The sequence below is a fragment of the Okibacterium endophyticum genome, from assembly GCF_054780075.1.
The window spans coordinates 370131-391016 of sequence record NZ_BAAGXA010000002.1; the positions used below are offsets into that span (position 1 = coordinate 370131).

At 66.5% G+C, this 20886-nt stretch carries 20 protein-coding genes; 10 read left to right on the forward strand and 10 right to left on the reverse strand.

Annotated features, from left to right (window positions below):
• Positions 1 to 9: 9 nt before the first annotated feature.
• From ACYVF5_RS02005 to ACYVF5_RS02025, 5 genes are read left to right on the forward strand one after another with little or no spacing between them, the layout of a single operon-like run.
• The gene (locus ACYVF5_RS02005) at positions 10 to 420 is read left to right on the forward strand and encodes an arsenate reductase ArsC (protein ID WP_460942778.1); all 411 of its coding nucleotides are present in this window, start codon (positions 10 to 12) and stop codon (positions 418 to 420) included.
• Positions 421 to 430: 10 nt separating this feature from the next.
• Complete coding sequence (locus tag ACYVF5_RS02010) at positions 431 to 1102, forward strand: arsenate reductase ArsC (RefSeq protein WP_460942780.1); 672 nt, start codon at positions 431 to 433, stop codon at positions 1100 to 1102.
• The gene (gene trxB, locus ACYVF5_RS02015) at positions 1099 to 2127 is read left to right on the forward strand and encodes a thioredoxin-disulfide reductase (RefSeq protein ID WP_460942782.1); all 1029 of its coding nucleotides are present in this window, start codon (positions 1099 to 1101) and stop codon (positions 2125 to 2127) included. The genes ACYVF5_RS02010 and trxB overlap by 4 nt, the downstream gene beginning before the upstream one ends.
• 8 nt (positions 2128 to 2135) lie before the next feature.
• Positions 2136 to 3494, forward strand: coding sequence for an FAD-dependent oxidoreductase (locus ACYVF5_RS02020; protein WP_460942784.1), 1359 nt, complete (start codon positions 2136 to 2138; stop codon positions 3492 to 3494).
• A gap of 35 nt (positions 3495 to 3529) precedes the next feature.
• The gene (locus ACYVF5_RS02025) at positions 3530 to 4369 is read left to right on the forward strand and encodes a siderophore-interacting protein (RefSeq protein ID WP_460942786.1); all 840 of its coding nucleotides are present in this window, start codon (positions 3530 to 3532) and stop codon (positions 4367 to 4369) included.
• Positions 4370 to 4390: 21 nt separating this feature from the next.
• Here ACYVF5_RS02025 and sufU read toward each other — a convergent pair whose 3' ends face one another.
• The 7 genes from sufU to ACYVF5_RS02060 form a co-directional block, all read right to left on the reverse strand.
• Positions 4391 to 4837 (reverse strand): Fe-S cluster assembly sulfur transfer protein SufU, encoded by a 447-nt coding sequence (gene sufU / locus ACYVF5_RS02030; RefSeq protein ID WP_460942788.1) that lies wholly within the window; start codon positions 4835 to 4837, stop codon positions 4391 to 4393.
• The gene (locus ACYVF5_RS02035) at positions 4837 to 6105 is read right to left on the reverse strand and encodes a SufS family cysteine desulfurase (protein WP_460942790.1); all 1269 of its coding nucleotides are present in this window, start codon (positions 6103 to 6105) and stop codon (positions 4837 to 4839) included. The genes sufU and ACYVF5_RS02035 overlap by 1 nt, the downstream gene beginning before the upstream one ends.
• Positions 6106 to 6276: 171 nt before the next feature.
• Complete coding sequence (locus ACYVF5_RS02040) at positions 6277 to 7257, reverse strand: LacI family DNA-binding transcriptional regulator (RefSeq protein WP_460942946.1); 981 nt, start codon at positions 7255 to 7257, stop codon at positions 6277 to 6279.
• A 221-nt stretch (positions 7258 to 7478) separates the two neighbouring features.
• Positions 7479 to 8912 (reverse strand): GH1 family beta-glucosidase, encoded by a 1434-nt coding sequence (locus ACYVF5_RS02045; protein WP_460942792.1) that lies wholly within the window; start codon positions 8910 to 8912, stop codon positions 7479 to 7481.
• The gene (locus tag ACYVF5_RS02050) at positions 8912 to 9811 is read right to left on the reverse strand and encodes a carbohydrate ABC transporter permease (RefSeq protein ID WP_460942948.1); all 900 of its coding nucleotides are present in this window, start codon (positions 9809 to 9811) and stop codon (positions 8912 to 8914) included. Before ACYVF5_RS02050 ends, ACYVF5_RS02045 begins: the two co-directional genes overlap by 1 nt.
• Entirely contained in the window at positions 9805 to 10908 is a 1104-nt protein-coding gene (locus tag ACYVF5_RS02055) for a carbohydrate ABC transporter permease (RefSeq protein ID WP_460942794.1), read from the reverse strand. The genes ACYVF5_RS02050 and ACYVF5_RS02055 overlap by 7 nt, the downstream gene beginning before the upstream one ends.
• 53 nt (positions 10909 to 10961) lie before the next feature.
• Complete coding sequence (locus tag ACYVF5_RS02060) at positions 10962 to 12281, reverse strand: ABC transporter substrate-binding protein (protein ID WP_460942796.1); 1320 nt, start codon at positions 12279 to 12281, stop codon at positions 10962 to 10964.
• A 411-nt stretch (positions 12282 to 12692) separates the two neighbouring features.
• On the opposite strand from ACYVF5_RS02060, the gene ACYVF5_RS02065 reads away from it, so the two are divergent.
• Positions 12693 to 13595, forward strand: coding sequence for an amidase domain-containing protein (locus ACYVF5_RS02065; protein ID WP_460942798.1), 903 nt, complete (start codon positions 12693 to 12695; stop codon positions 13593 to 13595).
• Between the two features lie 109 nt (positions 13596 to 13704).
• On the opposite strand, the gene pgm is transcribed toward ACYVF5_RS02065, so the two are convergent.
• Positions 13705 to 15327 (reverse strand): phosphoglucomutase (alpha-D-glucose-1,6-bisphosphate-dependent), encoded by a 1623-nt coding sequence (gene pgm / locus ACYVF5_RS02070; protein ID WP_460942800.1) that lies wholly within the window; start codon positions 15325 to 15327, stop codon positions 13705 to 13707.
• Positions 15328 to 15484: 157 nt separating this feature from the next.
• Between pgm and pheA the strand changes: the two genes are divergently transcribed.
• From pheA to gdhA, 4 genes are all read left to right on the forward strand, one after another.
• A complete protein-coding gene (gene pheA, locus ACYVF5_RS02075; RefSeq protein ID WP_460942802.1) occupies positions 15485 to 16513 on the forward strand; it encodes a prephenate dehydratase in 1029 nt (342 codons plus the stop codon).
• Positions 16514 to 16548: 35 nt separating this feature from the next.
• Entirely contained in the window at positions 16549 to 17166 is a 618-nt protein-coding gene (locus ACYVF5_RS02080) for a hypothetical protein (protein WP_460942804.1), read from the forward strand.
• A 33-nt stretch (positions 17167 to 17199) separates the two neighbouring features.
• Positions 17200 to 17682, forward strand: coding sequence for a hypothetical protein (locus ACYVF5_RS02085; protein ID WP_460942806.1), 483 nt, complete (start codon positions 17200 to 17202; stop codon positions 17680 to 17682).
• 209 nt (positions 17683 to 17891) lie between these two features.
• Positions 17892 to 19217 (forward strand): NADP-specific glutamate dehydrogenase, encoded by a 1326-nt coding sequence (gene gdhA, locus ACYVF5_RS02090; protein WP_460942950.1) that lies wholly within the window; start codon positions 17892 to 17894, stop codon positions 19215 to 19217.
• 170 nt (positions 19218 to 19387) lie between these two features.
• Here the strand turns inward: gdhA and ACYVF5_RS02095 are convergent, their stop codons facing one another.
• Both ACYVF5_RS02095 and ACYVF5_RS02100 read right to left on the reverse strand, forming a co-directional pair.
• On the reverse strand, positions 19388 to 20452 hold the full coding sequence (locus ACYVF5_RS02095) for an HAAS signaling domain-containing protein (protein ID WP_460942808.1): 1065 nt from the start codon (positions 20450 to 20452) through the stop codon (positions 19388 to 19390).
• On the reverse strand, positions 20449 to 20826 hold the full coding sequence (locus ACYVF5_RS02100) for a PadR family transcriptional regulator (RefSeq protein WP_460942810.1): 378 nt from the start codon (positions 20824 to 20826) through the stop codon (positions 20449 to 20451). Before ACYVF5_RS02100 ends, ACYVF5_RS02095 begins: the two co-directional genes overlap by 4 nt.
• Positions 20827 to 20886: the final 60 nt, after the last annotated feature.

Here is a 20886-nt window from a genome sequence, read left to right on the forward strand (position 1 = left end):
GACACGAACATGACCGACAAGCCCACAGTTCTCTTCGTCTGCGTGCACAATGCCGGGCGCTCGCAGATGGCCGCCGGATACATGAAGGCGCTCGCCGACGGTGGGGTCGAGGTGCTCTCCGCCGGCTCAGAGCCCAAAGACCAGATCAACCCGGTGGCGGTCGAGGCGATGGCCGAAGAGGGCATCGACATCGCGAACAACACCCCCAAGATCCTCACAACGGATGCCGTCAGAGAGTCAGACGTCGTCATCACGATGGGATGCGGCGACACCTGCCCGATCTTCCCGGGCAAGCGCTACGAGGACTGGGAGCTCGACGACCCCGCGGGCCAGGGCATCGATGCTGTGCGGCCGATCCGCGATGACATCAGGTCGCGCGTCGAGAAGCTGCTGGCCGAGATCCTTCCCGTGACGGCTTAGGACGAGGGTCATGAGCGACGTCACCACGAGGCGCGGGCTTCCGGGCCTGAGCTATCCGGAGGCCTATCTGAAGCGTCTCGCCGACGAGCTCGCTGAGCGTTTCTCCGGCGTGTTCGCCGTCGAGACCGTCGAGCGATACGTGCTCGAGTCCTACACGGGGCTCCTGCGCACGTCGACGGTGAAGGCGCACCTGGCGAACAACACGATACGGTTCGCCACTGATCGGCTCACGGCGCTCGCCCAGGCGAAGGGCTCGGTCGAATCGCCCGTCCCCGAAGTGCTGTTCGTCTGCGAGCAGAACGCCGGTCGCTCGCAGATGGCGGCGGTCTTCACCAATGCGCTGGCCGCAGGCGCCGTTCACGTGCGCTCCGCCGGTTCCGCCCCGGCCTCCGAGATCAGCCCGGCTGTCGTCGAGGCCATGCACGAGGTCGGACTCGACCTGAACGAGGCGTTCCCCAAACCGCTGACGGATGACGTGGTTCAGGCCGCGGATGTCGTCGTCACGATGGGATGCGGCGATGCCTGCCCCATCTATCCGGGCAAGCGCTATCAGGACTGGGAGCTCGACGACCCGGCGGATCTGCCGCTCGACGGTGTGCGCCGCATCCGTGACGAGGTCAGGGACAGGGTCGAGGCGATGCTCCGAGACCTGGGTGTCGACGTGACGGAGACGGCGCGATGAGCGGGATCGAGAACGTCATCGTCGTCGGCTCAGGGCCTGCCGGATACACGGCCGCCGTCTACCTCGCGCGGGCCGGTCTGAACCCCGTTGTGCTCGCGAGCTCTGTGGAGATCGGCGGCGCGCTGATGAACACCACAGAGGTCGAGAACTTTCCAGGCTTCGCCGACGGCATCATGGGGCCGCAACTGATGGAGAACATGCGGGAGCAGGCCGAGCGGTTCGGCGCACGAATCGTCTATGACGACGCCACCGAGCTCGATCTCACCGGCGATGTGAAACGGGTCGGCAGCGGGTACGGCACCGAATACCTGGCACACGCTGTTGTGCTCGCGATGGGTTCGGCGTACCGCAAGCTGGGCGTCGCGGGTGAGGAGCGCCTCTCTGGCCACGGTGTCTCGTGGTGCGCCACCTGCGACGGGGCGTTCTTTCGCGGCCAGCACATCGCCACGGTCGGCGGCGGAGACTCAGCACTCGAAGAGGCGATGTTCCTCACCCGTTTCGCCGACTCCGTCACCCTCGTGCATCGGCGAGACACGCTTCGCGGCTCGAAGATCATGCAGGAGCGCGCGTTGGCGAACCCGAAGATCCGACTGCGGTGGAACAGCGAGATCGTCGAGGCGAAAGGCGACGAGAAGCTCTCAGGCCTCACCCTGCGCGACACGACGTCCGGCGAACGGTCCCACCTCGACGCGACAGGACTTTTCATCGCCATCGGCCACGACCCGCGCAGCGAGCTCGTCCGCGATCAGGTGGACCTCGATGAGAACGGGTATGTGCGCGTCGAGCACCCGACGACCCACACCAGCCTGCCCGGAGTCTTCGCATGCGGCGATCTCGTGGACGACCGCTACCGGCAGGCGATCACCGCTGCGGGCACCGGATGCGCGGCAGCGCTCGATGCCGAGCACTATCTGGCCGCGCACGGCCTCGCCTCCACCGCACAGCTCGAGACCGCACAGCTCGAGACCGCACAGCTCGACACAGAACGTGACACTGCAGAACTCGACGACGCGTCGGTGCGGTAGACGACACGATGACGATCTCTGAACTCCCCGCACTCACCGTTCCGGCATCATCGAAACTCGGTTCCTTCCCCGTCGCCGTGATCGGAGCCGGCCCCGTCGGCCTCGCCGCTGCGGCGCAGTTGCTGGAGCGCGGCATCGACGTGGTCGTCTATGAAGCAGGAGACGCAGCGGGAGCAGCCATCCGGCTGTGGGGGCACACACGGCTTTTCTCACCGTGGCGATACCTCGTGGACGAAGCCGCGACCCGGCTGCTCGACAAAGCGGACTGGGACGCCCCAGAAGCCAACGGGCTGCCGACCGGGCGCGAACTCGTCGACGACTACCTCGAGCCGCTTGCCGAGACACCGGAACTCGCACCACGCATCCGCTACGGGCATCGTGTGATCGCGGTCACCCGCCAGGGTATGGACCGGACCCGTTCGACCGGGCGCGCGTCGACTCCGTTCCTGCTTCGGCTCGGCACCGCCGACGGCATCGTCGACACCCTGGCCAGGGCCGTCGTCGACACGTCTGGCACCTACGGGTCGCCCAATGCCCTCGGCGCGAGCGGGATCACCCCCGCGGGAGCCGACCGGGTGAGCGGAAACATCAGCCACGCGCTGCCCGATGTGCTCGGTGCTGACCGAGAGAGGTTCGCCGGCAGGCACACCCTGGTCGTCGGGGCAGGCCACTCCGCCGCGAACACACTGCTGAAGCTGGCCGAACTGGCGCGTTCTGCGCCGGGCACAACGATCACCTGGACCATCCGCGGCGCGAGCCCCGTTCGGGTGTACGGATCGGCCACAGACGAACTCGAAGCGCGGGGGCGTCTCGGGGGAGTCGTTCACGACCTGGTCAGAGCCGGGGGCATAGCCCTCGTCGACCGGTTCGAGATCGACGAACTGCACGCGGCAGACGACTGTCGTGTGAGCGTGTCTGGCCGCCGAGCGGGTGAGCCGATGGCGATCGAGGCGGATGTTGTGGTGAACGCGACGGGGTTCCGTCCCGATCTCGAGATGCTCCGCGAGATCCGGCTGTCGCTCGACGAGATCGTCGAGGCCCCACGGGTGCTCGCGCCGCTCATCGATCCGAACCTGCACTCCTGCGGAACCGTCTCACCGCACGGCGTCGCCGAGCTCTCGCACCCCGAGCCGGATTTCTTCATCGCCGGGATGAAGAGCTACGGCCGCGCCCCCACCTTCCTGCTGCGCACCGGATATGAGCAGGTCCGCTCCATCGCCGACGAGCTGGCGGGCAACCGCGAGGCTGCGAGACGCGTCGAGCTGGTGCTGCCAGAGACCGGATTGTGCTCGACCGACATCGGGAGCGCCGCGCCCGGCACCGACCGCCGGGCGAGCTGTTGCGGTGACGACGAGCAACGACCATAGGGGTGAGTCCCCCGAGGATGGGAGGATAGGGGGATATGGACACCACTGAACGCCCAGCTCGTCCCCGCCGGCCACAGATCGTCGTCGAGGTGCTGCGCTCGGTCTGGTTGACGCCCCACCTCGTTCGGGTGACGCTCGGCGGCCCCGGTTTCGACGATTTCACACCGAAAGACGCGACGGACAGCTACGTGAAGATCATGTTCGCGAAGCCCGCATTGCGCCTCGATCCTCCGTTCGACCTGACGGCGTTGACCGAGCGGCTGGCACCGGAGGATCTGCCCGTCACCCGCACCTATACCGTGCGGAGTGTTGATCTCGTCGCGCGCACGATCGACATCGACTTCGTTGTGCACGGCGACGAAGGTGTCGCGGGTCCGTGGGCCGCCCGCGCGCAGCCAGGGGAACGGGTCGCGCTCACCGGCCCCGGTGGCGCCTACCGGCCAGACCCCGCGGCCGATTGGCACCTGTTCGCCGGTGACGAGTCGGCGCTGCCGGCGATCGCCGCCGCCCTCGAGGTGTTGCCGGATGAGGCGGTCGGCACAGCCTTTCTCGAGGTCGGAACCGCCGACGACGTGATCGATCTGCACAGGCCGGCAGGCGTCGAGGTCGTCTGGCTCCACCGTGGTGTCAGAGACGAGTCGACCCCGTTGTTGCTGGCGAACGCCATCTCGAGCCATCGGTGGCCCTCTGGTCGCGTTCAGGTCTTCGCTCACGGTGAGCGTGAGTCGATGAAAGCGCTGCGCGATGTGTTCCTGACGCAGCGCGGTCTCGATCGAGGTCAGCTCTCCCTGTCCGGCTATTGGGCATCGGGCCGCACCGAGGACAGGTTCCAGGCCGAGAAGCGCGAACCCATCGGGGTTGTACTCCCCGGCTGAGACCGCGAGAGGGCACCCAGGCTACGCAGCGTGGAGCTGCGCGAGGTCATGCTCGAGCGCAACCCAGGCGAGCATGGCGCACTTCACGCGTGCCACGTACTTCGAGACGCCCTCCAGCGCCGCGGCATCCCCGAGCGGCTCGTCGTCGGCGACGCCAGCGCCGCGGGACTGCATCAGCTCGCGGAAGAGCCCGATGCGCTCAGGCAGTTCGGCGACGGACAGACCGGTGGCGAGGTCTGAGAGCAGCGACGCCGACGCCATCGAGATCGAGCAACCCGCCCCCTCCCAGGTGATCCGCTCGACAACACCATCGCTCACGTGAAGCTGCAAGGTCAGCTCATCGCCGCAGGTCGGATTCACCTGGTGCGACTCGGCGCTCGCGCCAGACGCCAGACCGAACCCGTGCTTCTCGCGGGAGTGATCGAGGATCACCTGCTGATAGAGACTCTGCAGCTCGCTCGAACCCATCAGGCCACCTTGAAGAACGACCGGATGCCGCGCACACCGTCGAGCAGGGCGTCGATGTCGTCCGTCGTGTTGTAGAGGTATGCGCTCGCCCGTGTCGACGACGTCACGCCGAGCCTGCGGTGAAGTGGCTGGGCGCAGTGATGGCCGACACGCACGGCGATGCCCAGGTCGTCGAGGAACTGGCCGACATCGTGGGAGTGCACACCGTCGACGTCGAAGCTCACGAGCCCCGATCGTCTCGACGCGTCTGCCGGCCCGAGCACACGCACACCGTCGATCTGCATGAGCCCGTCGAGCAGGCGCTCGCCGAGGTGGTGCTCCCAGCGGGCGATGTTCTGCATGCCGACGTCGCCCAGGTAGTCGATGGCCCCGGCCAGCGCGATCGCCTGCGAGACCCGCTGCGTGCCCGCCTCGAACCGCTGTGGCGCGGGCAGGTACCCGGTGCCCTCGGCAGACACGGTGGTGATCATCGACCCGCCCGTGAGGAACGGCGGGAGCGCATTGAGCAGCTCCTCGCGTCCGTAGAGAACACCGATCCCCGTCGGCGCCAGCATCTTGTGGCCGGAGAACACGGCGAAGTCCACGTCGAGCCCCGCGAGGTCGAGCGGCAGGTGCGGAGCGGACTGACAGGCGTCGAGCACGGCCAGTGCTCCGACCTCGTGGGCGAGCGCGACGAGGTCGGCGACCGGGTTGATCACCGCTGTCACGTTCGACACGTGTGTGAAGGCGACCACCCTTGTGCGCGGTGCGATGATCGCTCGTGCGTCGTCGAGGTCGATCGTCCCGTCGTCCTGAACCCCGAGCACCCGCAGCACCGCTCCGGTGCGCAACGCGAGCTCCTGCCAGGGCACGAAGTTCGCGTGGTGCTCGCCCTCGGTGACGACGATCTCGTCACCGGGCCCGATCACGAACCGCGAGGCATCCGGCCGGCCTCGACCCAGCGACGCGTTCGACATGCCGTAGGCGATGAGGTTGATGCCCTCTGTCGCGTTCGAGGTCCAGACGATCTCGTTCTCGCGCACCCCGACGAAATCAGAGACGGTTCTGCGGGCGGATTCGAAGAGCTCCGTCGCGGCGGCCGCCAGGGTGTGCGCGCCACGGTGCACGGCGGCGTTCTGCCGTTCATAGAACGAGCGCTCTGCATCCATCACCTGAACGGGTTTCTGCGAGGTGGCGCCGGAGTCGAGATACACAAGCCGGTGCCGGTTGACCTGCTGCCGCAGCGCGGGAAAGTCGCCACGCAGCGTCGCGGCGCGCTCATCGGTCATCGGAGTGACAGAAGACGTGATGACGGACATGGGGGCTACGGATGCTTTCGGTCGGAAGTCGCGGAGCACACGTTCGCGCGTGGCTGCACCACAGGCAAGGCGTGCTTCGATGCGGATATTCCCATTGTCTCGCTACTCTCACCGCATGGCCAGCCCGGCGGGCTTCACCGATCAGGCGGAGTCCCTGACCACAAGCGTTGTGGGCATCATCGTGACCCTGTCGACCTCGTCGCCGTCGATGAGCCTGACGAGGAGTTTGGCCAGCGTCTCACCCATGGCCACCGGTCTCTGGTCGACGGTGGTGAGCGCCGGTGACGCGGTGGCGCCGTAGTTGTCGTTGTCGAAGCCGACGACGGCGATGTCGTCGGGGATCGTGCGCCCGGCGTCGCGGAGAACGCCGTACGCGCCGACGGCCATCTGGTCGTTTGCCGTGAAGACGGCGTCGATGCCCGGGTTCCTCGCGAGCAGCCGGCGCATCGCATTCGCACCGTGCAGGGGAGCGAAGTCACCGTACTCCACCAGATCGGTCGGCAGCCCGGCCTCCTCCATCGCCTGGCGCCATCCGGTGAGGCGGTCGATGCCGGCCGGCATGTCCTGCCTGCCGGCGATGGTCGCTATCGTTTTGCGGCCGGAGTCGATGAGCAGCCGCGTCGCATCCCGAGACGCTGCCACGTTGTCGACGTCGACGTAGTAGCCCACGTGGCCGCTCGCCCAGCCGAGGGGACGACCGCCGTAGATGATGGGGAGCGACTCTTCGAGGCTGACGTACGAATGGTCGCCGGAGTGGTGAGAGACCACTATGGCGCCGTCGACGTTGCCGCCGCGCAGGTATCGCCTGGTCTTCTCCGGCGCCGTCTCAGAAGCGATGAGCAGGTTGAGCGTGTAGTCGGTTTCAGCCAGCGCGAACGCTACGCCCTGCACAACGGATGCGAAGAACGGATCGCTGAAGACCTTTGCCGTCGACTCGGGCACCACGAGGGCGATCACCTGTGTGCGCCGCGAGACGAGGGAGCGCGCGGCCCGGTTCGGTATGTAGCCGAGCTCGTCGATGGCCTCGTTCACTGTTGCGACCACTTCGGCAGTCACCTTCGGCGAACCGTTGACGACGCGCGACACCGTCGCGCGGGAGACACCCGCGAGTGCCGCCACCATCTCGAGTGTCGGTGTCGCACCGGTTGTCGCAGTCACGTTGCCGCCTTTCGTGGTCCATGGTATTCGGTGGCCGGCTTGTGGAGACCCCCACCGGTGGCCGGCTTGTCGAGACCTCTCTCCGGTGGCTGGCTTGTGGAGACCCCTCTCCGGTGGTCGAGCTTGTCGAGACCCCTCTCCGCTGGTCGAGCTTGTCGAGACCCCCAACCGGTCCGCCACCGTGGTCAGCCGGCACGCTCTGCCGCCGAGGCTCGATGCTCCCCGATGATGCGCGCGTACGCCAGCCCGGAGTCCTTGATCGTGCGCTCGAAGGTGTCGTAGTCGACCCGGACCATGCCGAAGCGCTTGTCGTAGCCCCACGACCACTCGAAGTTGTCGAGAAGCGACCAGACGAAGTAGCCGCGCACGTCTGCTCCCTGGCCGACGGCATCCGCGATCGCCGTGACGTGCGCTTGGATGAACGCGGCCCGCTCGGTGTCGTGCACTCGAGAGTCGTTCAGCCGGTCATCGTCGTCGAAGGCCGCGCCGTTCTCGGTGACGTACAGCGGCGGAAGTCCCTCGTACTCGCGGCCGAGTCTGATGAGCAGCGTGGTCAGCCCGGCCGGGTTGATCTCCCAGTTCATAGCTGTTCGCGGCAGGCCGCGGCTCGGGAAGGTGATGTGCTCCGACCCGATCCACGGTGAGCTGAGCTCACGGTCGGTGGCGCCGGAATGACCGTCGCCGGCCTGGTCGATTCGATGCCCTGAGATGACGTCGTCGTGATAGTGGTTGACGCCGAGAAAATCGATGGGGGCGCCGATGATCTCGAGGTCACCCGGCATGATGACCTCTCGAAGCCCGAACGGCGCAAGATCATCGAGAGCGTCTTCTGGGTATGCGCCGCGCACGATCGGGTCGAGGAACACGCGGTTCTGCAGCACGTCGAAGCGCCTGGCCGCTTCGACGTCGACCGGGTCTGAGGCGTCCCGCGGAATCGCGTTCGACAGGTTGAGGGTGATGCCGACGCTCAGGTCACGGGATGCCGCAGCGGCGAGCTCGTGCAGTCGTGCGACGGCGAGGCCGTGCGCCAGGTGCTGATGGTGCACGGCGGCGATGGCCGCGGCGGGCTCCCGCCGGCCGGGCGCGTGCACACCAGAGCCGTAGCCGAGCAGAGAGGAGCAGAAGGGCTCGTTGAACGTCGTCCAGTGCGAGACGCGATCGCCGAGGGCGTTATAGACGGTCTCCGCATAGTCGGCGAACCGTTCGGCGGTGGCGCGGTTCGCCCACCCGCCCGTCTCTTCGACGGCCTGCGGAAGATCCCAGTGATAGAGCGTGAGCCAGGGCAGGATGCCCGCGGCGAGCAGGTCGTCGACCAGACGGCTGTAGAAGTCGAGTCCCTGCCGGTTCACGAACCGGTCACCCGGTTTGATGCGCGCCCAGCTGGTGGAGAACCGGTAGGAGTCGAGGCCGAGTCGCGACATGATCTCGACGTCTTCTCGCGAGCGATGGTAGTGGTCGACGGCGTGCTCGGGGGTGTCGCCGTTGGCGATCGCTCCCGGGATGCGCGCAAAGGCATCCCACACCGAGTCCTCTTTGCCGCCCTCGTGGCCTGCGCCCTCGATCTGGGCGGCGGCGGTCGCCGAGCCCCAGATGAATCCGGGGGGAAGATTGGTGGCCATCAGCCTTTCACCGCTCCTTGCATGATTCCAGAGATGAGTTGTCTGCCGGCGAGCACGAAGAGCACGAGCAGGGGGATGGTGGCGAGAACGGCGCCCGCGAGCACTATCGAGTAGTCGACGTAGTGCGAAGACTGCAGCTGGGAGAGCGCGGTCTGCAGCGTCGGGTTCGATGCGTCGAGCACAAGAAGCGGCCAGAGAAAGTCCGTCCACGCGGTCATAAACGTGAAGAGCCCGAGAATGGCCATGGCCGGCCGTGCCGCCGGCATGGCCACGTGCCAGAAGGTCGAGATCATGCTGGCGCCGTCGACGCGTGCGGCTTCGATGAGCTCATCGGGGATGACGTCGACGAGGTACTGCCGCATAAAGAACACACCGAAGGCGGTGACGAGCGTCGGCACGATGACGGCTCCGATCTCTCCTGTCCACCCCCAGTTGCGCATCAGCATGAACAGCGGGATGATGCCGAGCTGCGTCGGCACGGCGAGGGTCGCGATGACGAAGACGAGCAGACCGTTTCGGCCCCTGAACCTGAGCTTCGCGAACGAGTATCCGGCGAGCGTTGAGAACGTCACAACGGACACCGTGATGATGCTCGAGATGATCAGGCTGTTGCCGAGGGCAAGCCAGAAAGGAACCGCACCGAGCACTTCTGAGACGTTGGCCCAGAAGTTGCCGCCGGGCAGAAGCGGAGGCCAGTCGAGGCCGAGGGCGCTGTTCTCGCGACTGGCGATCACTGTCGACCACCACAGCGGATACGCCGAGACGATCAGGAATACCGAGAGCAGGCCGTAGGTGAGAAACCCCGGTCGGCGGTCGATGCCGAAGAATCGGCGGCGCCGTTGTGGCGGCGCAGACGGTCTGGTGGCCTCGCGTGGTGTGCTCGCTGTCGCGGTCACGATCTCTTCTCCTCTGCTGACCTGGCGAGAGCGAGCCTGGCTTCGTCTTCTGCCCTGAGGGCGGTGAGGCGTTTACGCGACCGGCGTGAGCTCGCCCTGGCCTCAGCCGTTGCGATGCGTCTCGACAGCAGGTAATTGACGACGCCGAAGCTGACGATGAGCAGGAACAGGAGCCAGGCGATGGCCGATGCCTCTCCGAAGTTCTGACGGAAGAACGCCATCTCCCAGAGATAGAGCACAGTGGTCTGGAACTGGCGTTGTGCGCCGCCGGCTGTCACCGCGTCGAAGAGGCGAGGCTCGACGAAGATCTGCAGCCCGCCGATCGTCGAGGTGATGATGACGAAGATCATGGTCGGGCGAATGCCGGGCAGTGTGATGCTGAAGAACCGTCTGAGAGCGCCGGCACCGTCGAGCGCTGCAGATTCGTGGATGTCGCGGGGGACAGCCTGCATGGCGGCGAGCAGGATCAGCGCGTTGTAGCCCGTCCATCGCCAGTTCACCATCGTCGCGATGGCGAGGTGGCTCGGCAGCGTGTCTGTCTTCCACCCGATGGGCTCGACACCGATGTTGCCGAGCAGGTTGTTCACGAGACCGTACTGCTCATTGAACATGTTCGAGAAGATGAGCGCGACGGCGACAGGGGTCACGATGTATGGGAGCAGCACGCTCATGCGCCAGAACGTTCTTCCACGGATGTTCTGGTCGAGCACCGCGGCGATGATGACGGCAGCGACCAGCTGCGGGATCGCTGAGAGAAAAAAGATGCTCACGGTGTTGAAGAGGGAGTTCCAGAAGAACCTGTCCTGCAGCACGGATATGAAGTTGCCGAGGCCGACGAAGTCGCCCTGGCCCTTGAGAAGATGCCAGTCGTAGAGCGACACGACGAAGGTGTAGACCAGCGGGAACAGACCGATGAGTCCGAAGAGGATGAAGAAGGGCGCCACGTATGCGTACGGTGACGCCTTGACGTCGAAGCGGCTCAGCTTGTGCGCGAACGGCTCGGTTCGTTTTCGCGCGGATCGCCTGGCCGCCGGCGGGGTCGTGCCGGACCGGTCGCCGGCGTCTGCGCCGGGTTCGACGCGATCACGTGTGATTGTCATGATGGTCCCTGTCGGGTGCGGGCTCCCGGCCGATGCCGGGAGCCCGGGCACCGCTAGTTGTTGACGACGAGCTCGTCGAGCAGGGCGAGAGCTTCGTCCCACGCTTCTTGCGTCGTGATCTCGCCCCGGTCGAGCTGGGTGAGTGGTGGGCCGAAGACGTTCTCCTGGATCACCGAGTCATCCGGACCCTTGAACTGGGCGACGACGCCTTCAGCGCGCGAGGCGAGGATCGCCCCGGTCGGTGCGCCGTTGAAGACCTCATTCGGTGTGGCCTCTTCTGCCAGCACCTGCTGCGCCTCGAGAGTGCTGGGAAAGTTGTTCGCGGCGGCGGACTGCTTGACCTGCTGGTCGGGGTGAGTCAGCCATGCGGCGAGCTTCGCGGCTTCTTCTTTGTGCGCGCTGGTCTCTGGAACGCTCAGGAACGCACCGCCCCAGTTGGTGGGTCCGCCCGGGAACACGTCGGCGAAGTCCCACCCCGTCGAGGCGTCGCCGCCGCCGGCTTCAAGCGAGCCTTGGATGGTTCCGAGCATCCAGCCCGGGCAGACGAATGTGGCGAACGAGCCGTCGACGAAGCCTTTGCCCCCGCCCCAGTCCCACGCGGTCATCGCCGCGGACTGGCCGTTCTCTGTCGCGCTCCCCAGAAGGTCGAACCGGCCCTCCAGCTCGGAGTTCCCCTCGACGTTCAGCTCACCGTCTGCGGTGTAGTAGCCCTCGTCGAGCTGATTCACCATCGAGTTCCAGACGAAACCGGAGTGGTCGTACCAGGCCTTGCCGGTGGCATCCTTGTACTGCTGACCGACCTCGAAGTACCGCTCCCACGTCGCGTCGTCCCCGCCGAAGAGCTCGGCGACGCTCTCGCGGTCGCTCGGCAGTCCTGCAGCCTCGAAGAGCTGTCCGTTGTAGCAGAGGCCGGAGGGGCCGATGTCGGTGCCGTAGCCGATGACGCGACCGTCTGGGTCTGTGCCCTGCGCGTACTTCCAGTCCAGCCAGCGGTCCTCGATGTCGGCGGCGCCGTACTCGTTGAGGTCGACGAACTGGTTCGAGACCTCCATGATCGCACCGAGCCATCCTTCTTCGATGGCGACGACGTCACTCAGACCGGAGCCGGCGGCGAGTTTGGTGAACGTGTCGGTGCGGGCGTTTCCGCCGGTGTCGATGTTCGTCGCTTCGATGGTGATACTCGGGTTGGCCTCTTCGTACTCCGCATAGAGCTCGTCATAGCCGAAGGTGCCGAATGTGGTGACGGTCAGCTCGATCTGCTCGCCACCGCCCGTGGTGGCGTCGCCCCCGCCTGAACAGGCGGTGGCGACGAGGGCTATGGACGCGGCTCCGGCCAGCGTGGCGGCGATTCTGGTGCGTCGTGTTGTGGACACGGTCACTCCTTTGTGCGTGGTTGTGGTTCGTTGCGTGAATGGTGCGGTTGTGCTCCTGAGGGGCGCTCGCGTCGTGAGAGCGCTCTCATTTTGAGTGTGAGAGCGCTCTCACGACTCTGGGAACGACCCTAGGCCTCACGCTGCAGATGTGTCAAGCGATCGCTCGCTGGAAGGCGCCGGAGAGACGGGCGTGCCCGAACCGCCCCCACCACGGGCGTCTCACCGTGGACGTTGTGCCACGGACGTTCCGCCGTGGACGTCCCCCCGAAGTCCTTTTGTCGACCCTTTCCCCGTGACACCCGCCCCTGTGTCGCCGCGACGCCGGGTCGAACGCGGCAGGTCACGAGGGATGCCCAGCTTTCGTCGTTAGCATGGTGCCGTTCCCCGCACTCATTCGTCTCGAGGTCTCACGTGGCACGACGTCCTGGTACCGTTCGCCGTTCGGCGGTGGCGGCATCCGTCATCGCCTGCCTTGCCCTTGCCGGATGCGCGACAACCGGAACGCCCACCTCGTCAGAGACGAGCGCCCGGCCGACTCCTGCCCAGGTCGACGATCCGAAACCCGTCACCAGCGTGAACGGCATCACCCCGGCATCCGGCCCCGTGACGGGAGGCGCAACGCTGACCATCGACGGGACGGCTCTCGACGGTGTCACCGGTGTGACCGTCGGCGGGCAGCCTGCCGGCGATCTCACCCTCGTCGACGACGGCACACTCACCGTCGTCACCCCGCCCGCAGCGGATTATCAGCCGGCGTCGGCCGAGATCGTTGTGACGGGCGGCGACGCCGCAGAGCCTCTGATGACCCTCGAGTATGCCTACGAGGTGCAGACCCCCGTCGACGCGCAGATGCAATACGCATTCGCGCATTGGCAGGAGTACAACTCGGCGGAGTGGGGAAACCTCAACCCCGTGGGGGGAGACTGCGCGAACTTCGTGAGCCAGACCCTCATCCAGCGTGGATGGACGCAGAGCGATGCGTGGTACAACCGCGGTGCCGGCGCAGACTGGAGCTCGACCTGGGGATACGCCCCGGCGATGGACGACTGGTTCGCCAGCGACGCGAGTCTCGGTCTCACGCGTCTGTCACTTGAGCAACGTGACCAGGTGAAGGTCGGTGACATCGGCATGTTCGACTGGAACGACAATGCAACACCCGATCACGTGATGGTGGTGTCGAGTGTCTCCGGCGAGGGCGCAGACACGAAGATCGCGTTCGTGAGCCACAACCTCGACGGCCAGTATCGCGACCTCGACAACGTGATCACCGTCGAGCACCCCGGTGGCACGGCCTGGTTCTGGAGCGTTCCCTAGCCCGCGCCCGCGCCCGCGCCCGGCGCAACGCCCGCCCTCTGTGACCTTTGCGGACCTATGTGCTCGTTCCGCCTGCCACCTGCGTCCGCAAAGGTCACCTAGAGGCAGCTCAGCCGCCGAGCGCGGCGTCGACGATCGCCCGAGCCTCCTGCTGCACCAGCTTCAGGTGCTCTGCGCCCTTGAACGACTCCGCATAGATCTTGTAGACGTCTTCTGTGCCACTCGGCCGCGCCGCGAACCAGGCGTTCGCCGTGACCACCTTCACGCCGCCGATAGCCGCACCGTTGCCGGGGGCCGCGCTGAGCTTCGCCGTGATCGGGTCACCGGCGAGCTCGGTCGCCGTGATGGCGGAGCCGTCGAGTTTCGAGAGCCGGGCCTTCTGCTCTTTCGTCGCTGCGGCATCCACTCGTTCGTACACCGGGTCGCCGAACTTCTCGGTGAGTTCACGGTAGAGCACAGACGGCGTCTTGCCGGTGACGGCGAGGATCTCGGCGGCCAGCAGGCAGAGCAGGATGCCGTCTTTGTCCGTCGTCCAGACGGTGCCGTCCGCCCGCAGAAAGCTGGCACCTGCGCTCTCTTCGCCCCCGAAGCCCACCGAGCCGTCGATGAGGCCGGGCACGAACCACTTGAACCCGACGGGGACCTCCCACAGGGTTCGCCCCAGGCTCTCGGCGACCCGATCGATGATCGAGCTCGAGACGAGGGTCTTGCCGACCGCTGCATCCTCACGCCAGCCCGAACGATTGCGATACAGGTAGTCGATCGCCACCGCCAGAAAGTGGTTCGGGTTCATCAGACCGCCGTCCGGCGTGACGATGCCGTGCCTGTCTGCGTCTGCATCGTTGCCCGTCAGCAGGTCGTAGTCGTCTTTGTGCTCCAGAACGGATGCCATCGCACTCGCGCTCGAGGGATCCATACGGATCTTGCCGTCCCAGTCCAGTGTCATAAAGCCCCATTGCGGGTCGACCTTCGGGTTCACGACGGTGAGGTCGAGGCCGTAACGTTCGGCGATGAGCTGCCAGTAGTGCACGCTCGCGCCGCCGAGCGGGTCGACTCCGATGCGGACGCCCGCCCGTTTGATGGCATCCATGTCGATGATGCTCGGAAGGTCGTCGACATATATGCCGCGAAAGTCATATTGCTCGACGGCGCTCGGCTCGGCCCTAACGACGTCAGTCATCCCGCCCTCGATGATCTCGTTCGCGCGGTTGGCGATCCAGCTCGTGGCATCGCTGTCTGCCGGCCCCCCGTGGGGCGGATTGTATTTGAAGCCCCCGTCTGACGGCGGGTTGTGGCTCGGGGTGATGACGATGCCGTCTGCCTGCCTCGTGTGAGCCGGGTCGTTGTTGTAGCGCAGGATCGCGTGGCTGAGCGCGGGCGTCGGCACGAAGTCGTCGAACTCGTCGACGAAGACCTCGACCCTGTTGCCGACGAGCACCGTGAGGGCTGTGGTCTGAGCCGGAAGGCTGAGGGCGTGGGTGTCTGAGCCGATGAAGAGAGGTCCGGTGATGCCCTCTGCCCTGCGATACTCGACGATCGCCTGCGTGGTCGCGGCGATGTGGTTCTCGTTGAATGCCGTGTTGAGCGATGAACCGCGATGTCCGCTCGTGCCGAAGACAACGCGCTGCTCGGGCACAGACGGGTCTGGGGCGAGTGCGAAGTACGCGTGCACGAGTGCTTCGACGTCGATGAGGTCTGCGGGGGTTGCCGGTGTTCCTGCACGCTCGTTCATGTGCCCATTGTGGCAGTCGGCGTTGTGCTTCACATCCCTGCGCGGGGCTCGCTGCCGCCACCACGAACTCTCGCACGAGGTGGTGCGGGGCCGGCTTGACGCACCCGGCGGCGTCTGGCTCGACGCACACGCGAGGCTGGTTCGCTAGGCTCGGTTCATGTCGAACCAGCCCCAACCAGACCCGCTTCGCACCTACAGCTACCTGGGTCCGGCTGGCACCTTCACCGAGGCTGCGCTCGCCCAGGTGCCAGAGGCACAGGGGCAGATCTGGCGAAGCGTGAACAATGTCGGTGAGGCCCTCGACGACGTGGTGAGCGGCCGGAGCGACGCGGCCATGATCGCCATCGAGAACTCGATCGAGGGCGGTGTGTCCGTTGCGCAGGATGCCCTCGCGACCATCCCCGGGCTGCGGATCGTCGGCGAATACCTCGTTCCGGTGAGTTTTGTGCTCGTTGCACGCCCGGGCACACGCCTGTCGGATGTCGCCACCGTCAAGGCCCATCCGGTCGCCTACGCGCAGTGCCGGCTGTGGCTCGACGCGCATCTCTCGGGGCACGGGCACATTCCGGCCGCGAGCAACGTCCAGGCGGCGATCTCACTGTTCGACGACGACCATGCAGAAGCGGCTGTCGCGCCCCCTGGCATCGTCGACCACCACGACCTCGAGGTGCTCGCCGAGAACATCGGAGACAACCCAGACGCGGTCACGCGTTTTCTGCTCGTGAGCAGGCATCGCGAGCTGCCCGACCGCACCGGAGCAGACAAGACGAGCCTCATCGCCGAGCTCCCCGTTGACGAGCCGGGTGCCCTGCTGAGCCTGCTCGAGCAGTTCTCCACCAGAGGGGTCAACATGAGCCTCATCGAGTCGCGCCCCATCGGTGATTCCCTCGGCCGATACCGGTTCGTCATCGACGTGGACGGCCATATCCTCGACGAACGCGTCGCAGACGCGGTGTTGGGTGTGCGCAGGTTCAGCCCGAGCGTGATCTTTCTCGGTTCGTTTCCTCGCGCAGACGGCATGCGGATTCGTTTCGATCCTCGGTATGCAGACGAGGTCTTCGTCGAGGCGCGTGACTGGCTGCGCGGGCTGATCGCCGGCGAGCCCATGGCGGCAGAGACCTTGGACGCGCATCCAGACGAGCCGGACGCGCATCCAGACGCGGCAGATGCGGATGCCGCGGGCTGAGCACCTGCCCGCGGCATCCGCCAGAAGGAGCATCGATGTCAGACGAGTTCGACCCCCGTTTCGATCGGGAGTTCCAGCCCGGCTTCGATCCGGAGCGCCACCGCGGGCGCAAGCACGGGGATGACGGGGCGGATGCCGCTGACGGCTTCAGGGGGGACCGGACGTCGTATGCGGTGCACCCGGTGGTCCCGCCTCGTCCACAGGTCGACGTGGTGCGGCCCCGCGGTGCGGCTGCGGGCGCCGCCGCCGGCACCGTTGCTGAGCCGGTCCCTCTTCGCCCGTCCGTCGAAGCCGAGGCGCAGCCTGAACGCAGATCCTCGGAGGGGGGTGGACCTGACGACGACAACGCAGAGACCGCTCCCGGCCGGCGAGCCGTCTGGCGCAATCCGTGGCTGATCGCTCTCACCGTGCTCGGTGTGTTGCTGATCGTCGGTGGGCTCCAGGCGTTCAGAACGTCAGTTGAATCGATGTACGGCCCGATGGTTTCCACGGGAGTCAACGACGAGCCGGACTGGGTGAGCGTTCAGCTCTGGTGGAGCATGGGACCCTTGTTCGCTCTGGCCGGGGTGGTCACCCTGGCCGGTGTGCTCTATCTCATCGCGTGGCACTGGATGCGCGCAGATGCGGAGCATAAGCCGCGGCCGGATGCCTGATGGGAACGGACGCCTGATGGGAACGGACGCCTGATGGGAACCAGACGGTCACAACGACGGTGGGCTCCGGCACTCGTTGTTGTCGTCGGGCTGTTCGTGACAGTGGCTGGCCTGCTCATCGTGGTCGCCGAGGCCGATGCGCGGCTCGCCTCGATCAGCGTCGTCGGGGGTGGCGAGACCGAGATGCCCGAGAGCGATCTCGAGATGGTCAGGCAGGGGATGATGCAAGAGAGCATCCGCACGGGAACGGGTTGGGATCGCTCGGCGACGATCATCGTGACCGAGAACGGCTCATTCACGGTGTCCGAGAATGAGGGAGGCAGTCCGTACCGCGGGTATGGGCTGTCGTTTATGGGCTGGCATCTCAGCCCGCTCGCGCTGACCAGCGCGGCGGGTCTGATCCTGACGATCGGCGGGCTCTTTCTCGTTGCCGCCCGTGCACTGTCCCCACCTGGGCGAGGTGCCTCGCCGGCGGCGGCATCCGCTCGACCCGGCGGCGGCATCCGCTCGACCTGACGGCGTGACGACCACGTCGTAAGTTTGACGAAACACACACGAAACATAGAGACTGACACAGGCCGCACGACGGCCCTCCGCTGCCCCGGCGATCCGCACCAGTCGCCTGTGCGTACCTCGTGGCCGCATCTCACTTTCCGCACGTCTTACCCACAGAGAGTCCTCCTGCATTGACTTCTACCCTGACCGCCACCGCCTCGGAAAAGCTCATCCACGACGTCTATAGACACGCCGTCCAGCGGAACGCCGGTGAGCCGGAGTTCCACCAGGCCATGCACGAGGTGCTCGAGTCGATCGGCCCGGCGCTGGCGGAGCACCCCGAGTTCGTCGAGGCCGGCATCCTGGAGCGCCTTGTCGAGCCGGAGCGTCAGATCATGTTCCGCGTGCCCTGGACCGATGACCGGAACCGTGTGCAGGTGAACCGCGGTTTCCGCGTGCAGTTCAACTCCGCCCTCGGCCCCTACAAGGGCGGCCTGCGTTTTCACGAGAGCGTCAACCTCGGCATCATCAAGTTCCTCGGATTCGAGCAGATCTTCAAAAACGCCCTCACGGCGCAGGGCATCGGCGGCGCGAAGGGCGGCAGCGACTTCAATCCGCACGACAAGAGCGACGCAGAGATCATGCGGTTCTGCCAGAGCTTTATGAACGAGCTCTACCGCCACCTCGGAGAGCACACGGATGTGCCCGCCGGAGACATCGGTGTCGGCGCTCGAGAGATCGGCTTCCTCTTCGGGCAGTACCGCAAGATCACGAACAGGCACGAGTCCGGCATGTTCACCGGCAAGGGCGTCACCTGGGGTGGCGCAGAGGTGCGCACCGAGGCGACGGGATACGGGTCCGTCTTCTTCGCCGACGAGATGCTTCGGGTGAAGGGTGACTCCGTCGAGGGAAAGACAGCCGTCGTCTCGGGCTCTGGCAACGTCGCGATCTATGCGATCGAGAAGGTGCACCAGCTCGGCGGCCGGGCCATCACCGCATCGGACTCGTCGGGCTACGTCGTCGACGAGAAGGGCATCGACGTCGAGCTGCTCAAGCAGATCAAAGAGGTCGAGAGGCTGCGCATCTCCGAATACGCGGCGCGCAGGCCGAGCGCTCGCTATGTGCACGGCGGCGCTGTGTGGGATGTGCCCGGACAGCTCGCCTTCCCGAGCGCGACCCAGAACGAACTCGACAGGCGCGACGCCGAGACACTCGTGAAGAACGGCGTCATCGCCGTCGCCGAGGGCGCCAACATGCCGTCGACACCGGATGCGGTCCACGTCTTTCAGCAGGCTGGTGTGCTGTTCGGACCCGGCAAGGCGGCGAACGCGGGAGGTGTCGCCACGAGCGCCCTCGAGATGAGCCAGAACGCCGCCAGGCAGCGTTGGAGCTTCGACGACAGCGAGGCCAAGCTGCGGAACATCATGCACGGTGTGCACCAGGCTGCGTTCGAGGCGGCAGAACGTTATGGCGCCCCCGGCGACTACGTGGTCGGCGCCAACACCGCCGCGTTCGTGAAGGTCGCCAATGCGATGCTCGCCCAGGGCGTCATCTGACGGGCGGCGAGGACGGTTCGGCCGCGACGACCCGCTCCGTCTGGACCGGTGCAGCGTCGCCGGTCGCCTCGGCGGCGGTGCGCCACGGAGTGAGGTCGATGTGGATCGTGTAGGTGCGCGCGGACCGGAGAAACGGTGGGAAAGGGACGGTCGCCCGGCCTGAGGTCGGCTCACTCCGCTCCTGAGGCATCCGTCTCTCCCTCCTGCGTGCCGGGGGTCTCAGGTGTCTCTGGGCTTTCAGGGGCACCGGGTCCGGTCTCCGACCCCTCCTCCGACCCCGGGCATAAGCCGTCGGCATCCGCCAGGGGCTGCGTGACGGCGAACGGCGGATCGGGAGCCTCGGCCGTCGACGGGTCCGGCTCCTGGCCGGTGGGCGCATCCGCCTGTTTGAGCGGGAAGACGTTCCAGCCGGTGCCGCCGGTGACCCCGGGGTTCGGGATGAGCACACCATGGGCGCCGGTCCCGCTGTAGGCGAACATCTGGAGCTCACCGTCCGCGGCCACGCTGAGCGGGTTGCCGTTCTCATCGAAGAGCTGCACGTCGGTGAGGGGCTTTCCGGAGCAGTCGTAGGCGAAGATGTTCTCGACGGTGTCGCCGTTCAGGAGAAGTCCCTGCTGAGGCTCGGGGTACACGTAGGGATCCGACTGACCGGGCAGCATGGACGCCACGGATACCAGCAGCGGCAGGAACGCGACCGCCGCGACCGTGCTCAGCGCGATCTTCACATACCTGAATCCCTGCCAGGCGAGCCAGTGGCCGCGCCCCCACTCGACGCTCAGCAGGATGCAGGCCAGCAGGAAGACCCACGCCACCGGGTTGTCGGGCAGCCCCGGTCGTGCCCCGGCGATGGGCACCGCGATCAGGTGGAAGATCACCCATCCCCTCATCACCCACCAGACAGGTCTGAGGGCGATCAGCAGGTCGAGGAGGCGTGCGCCTCCTGGCATCGACCTGACCCGCCGCGCTGCCGACTCGCCGGTCCGGCGGAGGGTCGTCCCGAACCGCCGCCTGCTCGGATGCTCGCGTTCGGGCAGCCCCGACGCCGAGCGCAGCTCGCGGGCGTACTCTGCGGGATCGCCGAAGCTGTCGCCGGCGTCCTGGGCGCGTTCGGTCAGGTCGGCCTCGAGTCCATCCGTAAGCTCCTCGACCTCGTCGGCCGGAAGATCGTCGAGGTGTGCTCTGACGGCCGCGGCGAAATCGCGGACGGCGGCGGGAGCGGTCGCTGATTCGTTCATCGTTCTTCTCCGGTCGAGGTGACGGTCGTCGCGGCGTCGCCGCCGTCGAGTGGGCCTGTGCCGTTGATCAGGCGGGTGAGGGTGGCGGAGAACTCGTTCCAGCTCGCCCGTTGCGCCGCGAGCATGTCGGCGCCCTGACGGTTGATGCCGTAGTACTTGCGATGAGGCCCCCCGTCAGACGGCACGACGTAGCTGGTCAGCGCCCCCGCGACATAGAGCCGACGCAGCGTGCCGTAGACCGATGCCTCTCCGATGTCGCCGAGGCCGGCGGCGCGGAGTCGGCGCACCACGTCGTATCCGTAGCCGTCCTCGTCTTTGATCGCCGCGAGGACCGCGGCGTCGAGGACGCCCTTGAGGAGTTGCGTTGTGTCCACGGATGGTTCCCTTCGCCGATTGCACAGTACCACGTATTCCGCGGTAGTGCGCAACGCGAC

What these genes read in the sequence shown, in the direction of transcription:
- ACYVF5_RS02005 (WP_460942778.1), top strand. Translation starts at nt 10, where the DNA reads ATGACCGACAAGCCCACAGTTCTCTTCGTCTGCGTGCACAATGCCGGG.
- ACYVF5_RS02010 (WP_460942780.1), top strand. Translation starts at nt 431, where the DNA reads ATGAGCGACGTCACCACGAGGCGCGGGCTTCCGGGCCTGAGCTATCCG.
- trxB (WP_460942782.1), top strand. Translation starts at nt 1,099, where the DNA reads ATGAGCGGGATCGAGAACGTCATCGTCGTCGGCTCAGGGCCTGCCGGA.
- ACYVF5_RS02020 (WP_460942784.1), top strand. Translation starts at nt 2,136, where the DNA reads ATGACGATCTCTGAACTCCCCGCACTCACCGTTCCGGCATCATCGAAA.
- ACYVF5_RS02025 (WP_460942786.1), top strand. Translation starts at nt 3,530, where the DNA reads ATGGACACCACTGAACGCCCAGCTCGTCCCCGCCGGCCACAGATCGTC.
- sufU (WP_460942788.1), bottom strand. Translation starts at nt 4,837, where the DNA reads ATGGGTTCGAGCGAGCTGCAGAGTCTCTATCAGCAGGTGATCCTCGAT.
- ACYVF5_RS02035 (WP_460942790.1), bottom strand. Translation starts at nt 6,105, where the DNA reads ATGACCGATGAGCGCGCCGCGACGCTGCGTGGCGACTTTCCCGCGCTG.
- ACYVF5_RS02040 (WP_460942946.1), bottom strand. Translation starts at nt 7,257, where the DNA reads ATGGTGGCGGCACTCGCGGGTGTCTCCCGCGCGACGGTGTCGCGCGTC.
- ACYVF5_RS02045 (WP_460942792.1), bottom strand. Translation starts at nt 8,912, where the DNA reads ATGGCCACCAATCTTCCCCCCGGATTCATCTGGGGCTCGGCGACCGCC.
- ACYVF5_RS02055 (WP_460942794.1), bottom strand. Translation starts at nt 10,908, where the DNA reads ATGACAATCACACGTGATCGCGTCGAACCCGGCGCAGACGCCGGCGAC.
- pgm (WP_460942800.1), bottom strand. Translation starts at nt 15,327, where the DNA reads ATGAACGAGCGTGCAGGAACACCGGCAACCCCCGCAGACCTCATCGAC.
- pheA (WP_460942802.1), top strand. Translation starts at nt 15,485, where the DNA reads ATGTCGAACCAGCCCCAACCAGACCCGCTTCGCACCTACAGCTACCTG.
- ACYVF5_RS02080 (WP_460942804.1), top strand. Translation starts at nt 16,549, where the DNA reads ATGTCAGACGAGTTCGACCCCCGTTTCGATCGGGAGTTCCAGCCCGGC.
- ACYVF5_RS02085 (WP_460942806.1), top strand. Translation starts at nt 17,200, where the DNA reads ATGGGAACCAGACGGTCACAACGACGGTGGGCTCCGGCACTCGTTGTT.
- ACYVF5_RS02095 (WP_460942808.1), bottom strand. Translation starts at nt 20,452, where the DNA reads ATGAACGAATCAGCGACCGCTCCCGCCGCCGTCCGCGATTTCGCCGCG.